The organism is Mesorhizobium sp. M00.F.Ca.ET.216.01.1.1 (genome assembly GCF_004010325.2).
Classification (GTDB): domain Bacteria; phylum Pseudomonadota; class Alphaproteobacteria; order Rhizobiales; family Rhizobiaceae; genus Mesorhizobium.
In genome coordinates, this window is record NZ_SADR02000176.1 from 1 (window position 1) to 397 (window position 397).

A 397-nucleotide genomic window follows, 5' to 3' on the forward strand; every position below is an offset into this window, starting at 1 on the left:
GTCGCAGGTCAATCCGGCTACGGCCGCACGCGTCGGCCTCTTCGAATTGCCGCTCTTCGCAGGGGCGTTGTGGCTCGGCATCACGTACTTCGGCCTGACTGGCGCCGCGATGGCGGTGGCAGGCCGCGCGCTCTTCGACTACGTCGTACTGCTGCGGCTTTCTGCAATCCGTGCGCGGCAGATCGCGCTCGACATGCTGGCGCATCTCGCTTTCCTGCTGGCGAGCCTGTGGCTTTCCAGCTTCCTGCCGGGGCTCGCCATGGCGATCGTAGCCGGCGTGTTGATGGTCGGCGCGAACATCGCCTGGTCCATCACGATGACTCCCGCTTTGCGCGATCTGGCGCGCTCACTGCTGTTGCGACTGAATCCGAGGAAAAGCGCATGAACCACGAAGTCC

Annotated in this window: 1 protein-coding gene; it reads left to right on the forward strand. The window is 64.7% G+C overall.

Features of this window, described 5'->3' with window-relative positions:
* The coding region (locus EN859_RS35605; RefSeq protein ID WP_210237755.1) for a hypothetical protein at positions 1–385 on the forward strand (385 nt) is incomplete at its 5' end.
* Positions 386–397 lie beyond the last annotated feature (12 nt).